Below are 5835 nucleotides of genomic sequence, written 5' to 3' on the forward strand. Positions count from 1 at the left end.
TCTGAACCATCTAGGTGATAGCTTGAACCTTCCACCGCGTGGACAACTCGCGGCGCCGGGTGTTGGAGCTGTTCCGATAAAAGGAAATAGTCAAAAGGTGCTGAAGAAAGTGATGCAGGAATTTGACTTAAATCTTGGCGGGGGTAAGCGAACAGGTGATATAATTGAGGAAAGCACGAAAGTGTTTAAGGCTGAAAAAGTGATGCTAAAGAACGGCGAGTTAGTATTCAAAGCGAAAGATGGGACGCTTGTTCGCAAGGCAGAATTTATTGATGATACAGGAAAAATAAAATGGCCGAAAGCAGACGGCTTTGTCTGTGATGAAGCAGGTAAACCGATAATGACAGATGCGAACTTGAAAGCCGGACAGATTATTGATCGGTATGGTGATGCATTCGGTAAATATACGAGCCCTGTGGAAAATGAAAAGATATTGGCATACGATAAGAGAGGACTTCCTTATCCAGAAAGTACAAAAACCTTATCATCAGTATGAAGTGACAACGGATATAAACATAAATAGTGTTAAAGATTCTTTTTACAATCTCATACCTGAACTTCAAGATGAACTAAGAGGAGAGATGAGAAAGTATAGATTTACTTTTGAAGATATTGCCAATCCACAGCAAGGTAAAATAGCAGAGGTTTTTGGTGCAGGTGGTGGAACACAAATCCAACTAGGAACCGTTGTTGATTGGTATGAAAAACTAGGACTTATAAGGGAGATAAAATGATGATAAATGATCTAATGGAATACAAAAAAGTTTTAGAGGATGATATTAAAATCTTAGGCTATAACAATTTGAGATACTCTATTTTTGAAGGCGCAGAGAAGAATAGAGAAGAATATCAGATCCGAATAGAAAAAAATAACGATAAATACGAGGTCTATATGACAGCTGATAGAGCAAGTGTACAAGGGAAATATGAGTTTGGAGATATTTTCGATGCCTTTGATCAGTTTTTAAATATAATGCAATACACAGTTCTTTCAAACAGAAAAAGAGTGATGAGAGGCGAAACACCAGAATACCATTGCTCACTTTGGGATGATGTAAGAGATAACTAACAGGAAGCGGCATTAGCTTAGACGTATTGTAGAACAGGAGATTGTCCACAAAATGGCCAAAATAAAAAACAAAAGAGTTAATATGGTTTTTCATGCTTTTTCGTGCGTTCTGATGTTTGTGAATAGCTAGGGACAATCAATAACTATAACGCTCAGAATCCAGCTAAACAAACTTTTCTCCCCAAAAAAGAGAGTGCTAAAAAAGCACTCTCTTTGTGTTACTATAATGGTCCCGACTGGTCTCGAACCAGCGACCCCCACCATGTCAAGGTGATACTCTCCCAACTGAGCTACAGGACCGTATAATTCTATCTTATCGGCTTGTGTGTCTGCTGTCAATAGGGATTTGAAGTTTGTTTTTTGGAAAAAGGTGATATGATGTTAAGTGAAAAAGGAGGGGTCGAAATGAAAATTGTAATTGCGCCTGATTCGTTTAAGGAAGCTCTTTCAGCGGCTGAGGTGGCCAAAGCGATTCGGGACGGGTTTGCGGAGGTTTTTCCGAAAGCAGACTATGCGCTCCTCCCAGTTGGTGATGGCGGTGAAGGGACGCTGCGCGCGCTTTCTAGTGCTCTCGGGGCGGAATTGAAACGAGTTTGGGTTTCAGGGCCTTTTCTAGATTTAATCGAGGTGGAGCTTGGATTTGCGAACGAAGGAAAAACAGCGTTTATTGAAATGGCGGAAGTTGTCGGGCTGGAACTGGTTCCAGAGGGAAAACGCGATCCGCTGAATGTTTCGACAAGAGGTGTCGGGGAATTAATTCTTCATGCGGCGCGGCAAGGTGCAACTGAGATTGTCATTGGAATTGGCGGGACTGCATCGCAAGACGGCGGAATCGGAATGGCAGAAGCACTTGGCTACCGTTTTTTTGATCAAAGCGGTCAGCCAGTGGATCCGCTTGGGAAAAATTTGCATCGGATCAGCAAGATAGACAAGACGCATCTCGATCCGCTTTTAAATCAAATAACTATCACGGTGATTACTGACGTGACAAACCCACTGTGCGGGGAAAGTGGTGCTGCCGCAATTTTTGGAAGACAAAAAGGGTTACCACAAGAAGCTATTCGAGAGGCAGATCAGGCGCTTTATATGTTCTATAATCGGTTTTTTTCAGTGCCTGAAGAACCGGGAAGCGGAGCTGGGGGCGGAATGGGAGCAGGACTTGCTGTTTTTGCAGGCGGAAAACTTGTACGCGGAATAGATTATGTAATTGAAGTTTTGGAGCTTAAGCGAGTCTGCGCGGATGCTGATATTGTGATAACAGGTGAGGGCAGTATGGATGGTCAAACGGCTAGCGGAAAAGCTCCGCTTGGTGTTTTACGAGCGGTACCAGCAGGGATTCCAGTCATTGCGATATGCGGAAGCGTGCTTGAAGGAAGTGAGCATTTGTATGAAGAAGGTATGACGGCTATTTTCCCTTCGATTAATGAGGTCGCAGCTCGTGGCAAGATTCTTCAAAACACTAGGCAGAATTTGACACGGACGGCGCGAAATATCGCTAAATTGCTAGAATTATAATGCAGATATTAATTGTTTCACGTGAAACATTGCGTTATACTTTTGGAAAGTAAGATTGTCTTGCAATAAATAAGGTTGAAGGGGTAGGAAAGAAATGGAACCTAAAGGCAAGTTTTTTATGTATGCAGTCTTAAATGCCACAGCTTTTTTGCCTTATATGCTTTTTATTCTGGCTGGAAACAGATATGATGGATGGTTAAATGGCTATGGAGCTCTCATCATCTTCTATGTTTTTCAAGCAACAGGAACTTTTTTGTTCAATGCGATTAATCGTCAACTGGAAGCCAAACGACTTGTGCTTTTACTTCTAGGAGTGGGGATTGTCGGTTCGATTTTAGCAAGTCTAGGCTCTTTTTCTGCTGTATGGATGGAAGTAGGAGCCGTTTTGATTGGGATATCAAGCAGTATGGCGCTTCCGGCGTATATCACGCTACAATACCATGAGCGCTCTTTTTATGGACGAAAAATGTCGAATAAAAACTACTTAATGGCACTTTTAGCTATTATTATTGCTCTATTAATTGGAGTGCTTTTAGTGCGTTATTACTATGCAAGTACGGCCTTTTTGTTTTATGGTGCACTGCTTGCGGTAGCTTTTTATTTCGTGAGAAAATTACCAGATTATCAAGTCGACAAGCCTGAACGTAAAGCTTTTCTAATTCGTCCATTTCTTGTCTTTCTTTTTTTCTCCATCATTATTTTCGTGCTTAAAGAAGTGCGGACAACGAAGTCGATGGAATCAGCTTTCGTCATTTTTGCTGTAGCGCTTGTTGGGGTTTTTCTTTTTGTTTGCGGCTGGCTCTACTTTTTACCACGCTTAAAGCTTGAAGCTTGGATTTTATATTTCTCCTTTGCTCAGGGTATAGCAACAAGTTTTGTCCTGCTTTATGGTACTTTTACTGCATTAGTAGAAAAGAACTTTAATTTTATGATGTTTGGTGTTTATTTGCCGTTTTTCCTAGCAACACTGCTCTCGATTATAGTTGAGCCGTTTGTCAAAAAAGCTTGGGGCGAAAAGCCGATTCTATATTTGTACAGTTTAGGAATTGGAGTCGGGCTTGTTTTTACGGTCATTCCAAGTAAAGTAAGTATTGGAGCAGGAATATTTATTTGCGGTTTGTTTATTTCAATGCTCGGCCGGCTGCTGAATCGTGCTGCCTATCAGTCTGCTGCTAAAGATATGCAAGACGGCAGTTTGTTACTTCGGAGCAGATGGAAAAAATTAGGTGCTATTTGCGGACAAATTATTTTGCTGTTTTTACTTTTTGTAGGGAGCCTCTTTAGTAAGGAACTAAGCCTTGTACAAGTTGTGACAGCCTTCAATGGAAATAATAAAATGACTGGGAGCCTATTTTGGGATTTTGTAGGCAGTGCGGCAGTTGTGGCTTGCGGTATTATATCGCTCTATTTTCTCGGTTTGCGGAGATACAAGAAAAATGTTAGAAACTGAACACTTAAGCTCGTTTGCTTGACGATGCAGGGGAGAATAGCCTAATCTGAATCGAGAGGTGAGAAGTATGGCGATTATACACGCAAAAGCTGAAGACTTTGATCAAATTATTGCTAGTCACCCGAAGATTCTACTCAACTTTTGGGCGGAGTGGTGCGCACCGTGTCGATGTTTTTGGCCAACGCTCGATCAATATGCAGAACTCGAAAATAATGGTGTGCAAGTAGTGAAGGTAAATGTGGATAAGCAGAAGGTGCTTGCAGAAAGATTTAAGGTAAAGGGAATTCCTAATTCGCTTGTTATTGTAAATGGCGATGTGAAAGGAATGATCGCGGGGATAGTAAGCTGTGATGAGCTGTATCAACGTGTTGAAAGTTTTATAACCCAACAAAAAAGAGAAGCTTAAGGCCACGCCTTAAGCTTCTCTTTTTTTCATTTTATTTGAAAACGCGGAAACGTTTTTCGTCAGCGATAAATTCTTTTTCGCCTGCTTCAGCCACAATGTTACCGAAAGGCATTTGTGCGCGCAAGTTCCAGCTTGCAGGAAGATCCCATTCAGCCTTTACAGCATCATCAATTAGTGGATTGTAATGTTGAAGTGAAGCACCGATACCAGCGTTTGCAAGTGCTACCCAAACAGAATGTTGCGCAATACCAGTTGCTTGTTCAGACCAGATTGGGAAGTTGTCTGCATAAAGTGCAAAGTCTTTTTGAAGACCTTCAACAATGTCCATGTCTTCAAAGAATAATACAGTACCAAAACCAGCGCGGAATGATGCAATTTTTTCTTCAGTCGATGCAAAATTTTCAGCCGGTACAACACCGCGTAATGTATCTTCAACGATATTCCAAAGTTTATCGTGGTTTTCTCCAAATAGAATAACAGCACGTGAAGTTTGCGAGTTAAAAGAAGATGGGCTGTATTTAACCGCTTCTTTAATGATTTCTTCAATGTTGTCTTCTGATACGGATACGTTTTTGTCTAAAGCATAAATCGAGCGGCGTGCTTTAATAGATTCTAAAAATGCGTTTGTCATAATAAAAACCTCTTTTCAAATGTTATCAACTTACTTTAGTATAGCAACTTATTTTTAAAAAAACAAGTATAAATTTTAAGCGTGTTTTGATGTAAGCGCGAACAATGTTGTGGCTCTAGGTAAAAAAATTTTTGTTTAAAAAGATAAAAAGGTTGCATTATAGAACGTTTGTTCGTATAATAGAACTATAGAAAGAGGTGATAACGATGGTTTATGCTGTATCTTTACAAGAACGAACATTTCCGACAAATCCATTATTGTTGCAAAAGAAACCGGAAGTTGATCCGATCGAACAGGAAAGTTTTTTTATAACGCTACAAGATGCGATAAAGCGGGAGTGGTTGGTTCGACTTGCTTTTTTTGAAGAAGCTGACGTGGCAAAACTTGAGTTAGCATCTTTTGAGGATTCGGATGCTTTCGTTGGACGCGGTATGGTTCAAGAGCTGGATGCAGTACCGGTTGAAATCGATCCAATTACGCAAGAAATTTTATTTTGTGATGGACTGGGTCAAATCTATCCAATCCAATTTAACGACATTGTAACTATTGAATTATTGTAAAAAAATCGGAAATGAGCAGCCCACACTGTTCATCTCCGATTTTTTTTTGACTTTTTTTTAAAATCAGCTATATAATTGTTGTAACAATAATTGTCAATGCAATTAATTGGAGGTGTGAAATTCTAATGAGACAAAAATATGATGAGTTTTCCTTTCAAACGACTAACGTTGCCAAGAAAATGCATCTGTTTCTGTCCAGAAGTT

General features: G+C 40.3%; 7 protein-coding genes, 1 tRNA gene and 1 pseudogene. 7 read left to right on the plus strand and 2 right to left on the minus strand.

The genetic code is table 11. The features are described 5' to 3' along the window. From MFLO_RS16065 to MFLO_RS13160, 3 genes and pseudogenes are all read left to right on the plus strand, one after another. Nucleotides 1–496 (plus strand): annotated as a pseudogene (locus MFLO_RS16065) (hypothetical protein); the annotation flags it as partial. A 1-nt stretch (nucleotide 497) separates the two neighbouring features. Beyond that, nucleotides 498–734: a hypothetical protein gene (locus MFLO_RS16070; RefSeq protein ID WP_206538344.1), complete on the plus strand. Its 237-nt coding sequence runs from the start codon at nucleotides 498–500 to the stop codon at nucleotides 732–734. Then, a complete protein-coding gene (locus tag MFLO_RS13160) occupies nucleotides 734–1069 on the plus strand; it encodes an Imm59 family immunity protein (protein ID WP_036098480.1) in 336 nt (111 codons plus the stop codon). Before MFLO_RS16070 ends, MFLO_RS13160 begins: the two co-directional genes overlap by 1 nt. A gap of 227 nt (nucleotides 1070–1296) precedes the next feature. On the opposite strand, the gene MFLO_RS13165 is transcribed toward MFLO_RS13160, so the two are convergent. After that, nucleotides 1297–1369, minus strand: a tRNA-Val gene (locus MFLO_RS13165). A 105-nt stretch (nucleotides 1370–1474) separates the two neighbouring features. Between MFLO_RS13165 and MFLO_RS13170 the strand changes: the two genes are divergently transcribed. The 3 genes from MFLO_RS13170 (at nucleotide 1475) to MFLO_RS13180 (ending at nucleotide 4440) form a co-directional block, all read left to right on the plus strand. Further along, a complete protein-coding gene (locus MFLO_RS13170) occupies nucleotides 1475–2584 on the plus strand; it encodes a glycerate kinase (protein ID WP_036098481.1) in 1110 nt (369 codons plus the stop codon). A 94-nt stretch (nucleotides 2585–2678) separates the two neighbouring features. Beyond that, nucleotides 2679–4034 carry a hypothetical protein gene (locus MFLO_RS13175; protein WP_036098482.1) on the plus strand — a complete coding sequence of 452 codons (1356 nt, stop codon included), beginning with the start codon at nucleotides 2679–2681 and terminating at the stop codon, nucleotides 4032–4034. Between the two features lie 67 nt (nucleotides 4035–4101). Next, nucleotides 4102–4440, plus strand: a complete 339-nt coding sequence (locus tag MFLO_RS13180) for a thioredoxin family protein (RefSeq protein WP_036098483.1) — start codon at nucleotides 4102–4104, stop codon at nucleotides 4438–4440. Nucleotides 4441–4471: 31 nt separating this feature from the next. Here MFLO_RS13180 and MFLO_RS13185 read toward each other — a convergent pair whose 3' ends face one another. Next, nucleotides 4472–5071, minus strand: coding sequence for a nitroreductase family protein (locus MFLO_RS13185; protein WP_036098484.1), 600 nt, complete (start codon nucleotides 5069–5071; stop codon nucleotides 4472–4474). A gap of 206 nt (nucleotides 5072–5277) precedes the next feature. Between MFLO_RS13185 and MFLO_RS13190 the strand changes: the two genes are divergently transcribed. Then, a complete protein-coding gene (locus tag MFLO_RS13190) occupies nucleotides 5278–5631 on the plus strand; it encodes a YolD-like family protein (RefSeq protein WP_036098485.1) in 354 nt (117 codons plus the stop codon). The last annotated feature ends 204 nt before the right edge of the window (nucleotides 5632–5835 follow it).

Source organism: Listeria floridensis FSL S10-1187, assembly GCF_000525875.1.
Taxonomy (GTDB): domain Bacteria; phylum Bacillota; class Bacilli; order Lactobacillales; family Listeriaceae; genus Listeria; species Listeria floridensis.

What these genes read in the sequence shown, in the direction of transcription:
- MFLO_RS13160 (WP_036098480.1), top strand. Translation starts at nt 734, where the DNA reads ATGATAAATGATCTAATGGAATACAAAAAAGTTTTAGAGGATGATATT.
- MFLO_RS13170 (WP_036098481.1), top strand. Translation starts at nt 1,475, where the DNA reads ATGAAAATTGTAATTGCGCCTGATTCGTTTAAGGAAGCTCTTTCAGCG.
- MFLO_RS13175 (WP_036098482.1), top strand. Translation starts at nt 2,679, where the DNA reads ATGGAACCTAAAGGCAAGTTTTTTATGTATGCAGTCTTAAATGCCACA.
- MFLO_RS13180 (WP_036098483.1), top strand. Translation starts at nt 4,102, where the DNA reads ATGGCGATTATACACGCAAAAGCTGAAGACTTTGATCAAATTATTGCT.
- MFLO_RS13185 (WP_036098484.1), bottom strand. Translation starts at nt 5,071, where the DNA reads ATGACAAACGCATTTTTAGAATCTATTAAAGCACGCCGCTCGATTTAT.
- MFLO_RS13190 (WP_036098485.1), top strand. Translation starts at nt 5,278, where the DNA reads ATGGTTTATGCTGTATCTTTACAAGAACGAACATTTCCGACAAATCCA.